Source organism: Vibrio sp. 378, assembly GCF_033339435.1.
On sequence record NZ_JAWOUO010000685.1, the window covers coordinates 1 to 644 of the forward strand.

The following is a 644-nucleotide window of genomic DNA, read 5'->3' on the forward strand; positions in this document are numbered from 1 at the left end:
CGTCGTGCGTTAAATGTTGGCTTGGTGTCGATCTTTATCGGTTCAGCCGTCGTATTAATCCCAGGCTTGTTTGGCGTAACAACTGCACTGACGTTAATTGGTGGCGCAACTATTTATTTCCTAGGTGCGGGCATTCTGTTCCCTGCGGCAACAACAGGCGCAATTGCTCCGTTCCCTTACCACGCGGGGACAGCTGGTGCGACTCTGGGTGGCATGCAGAACTTGGGCGCCGGTATTGCAACCTTGCTTGCATCGCTATTCCCAGCGCACAACCAAATGCCGCTTGGTGTTTTGATGATGGCAATGTCAATTGTCGCGATGCTTGGCCTATTGTGGGTACACAGAGCGCACGATCACTCAAACGAAATGCCACAAGTCATTTAACCGCCATTTCAATCTGACCAAAACATTGAAAAGGGACACACGAAATAGTGTGTCCCTTTTTTCATATCACACTCCCTCTATTTATTGATGAGAATGATTTAACTTTAGAAGTGATATTTGTTAAAAATAACAGTTGCTTACACAATGGGTTTTCAAGCCAACAGGTCACAACAATGATCCGTTCAGAAATGGTGAGAGTATTCACTTCTCGAACCACATTTCTGCTCTCTAAAACAAAAGCGTGACCAGCCTGAAAACTC

Annotated in this window: 1 protein-coding gene and 1 pseudogene; one reads left to right on the forward strand and one right to left on the reverse strand. The window is 46.0% G+C overall.

Translation table 11 applies throughout. The annotated features are described in order from the left end of the window. A pseudogene (locus R7Q48_RS28260) lies at positions 1-384 on the forward strand (Bcr/CflA family drug resistance efflux transporter); the annotation flags it as partial. A gap of 61 nt (positions 385-445) precedes the next feature. Here the strand turns inward: R7Q48_RS28260 and R7Q48_RS28265 are convergent. Further along, positions 446-644, reverse strand: a 199-nt coding sequence (locus tag R7Q48_RS28265) for a hypothetical protein (RefSeq protein WP_318133632.1), incomplete at its 5' end; no start/stop codon positions are given.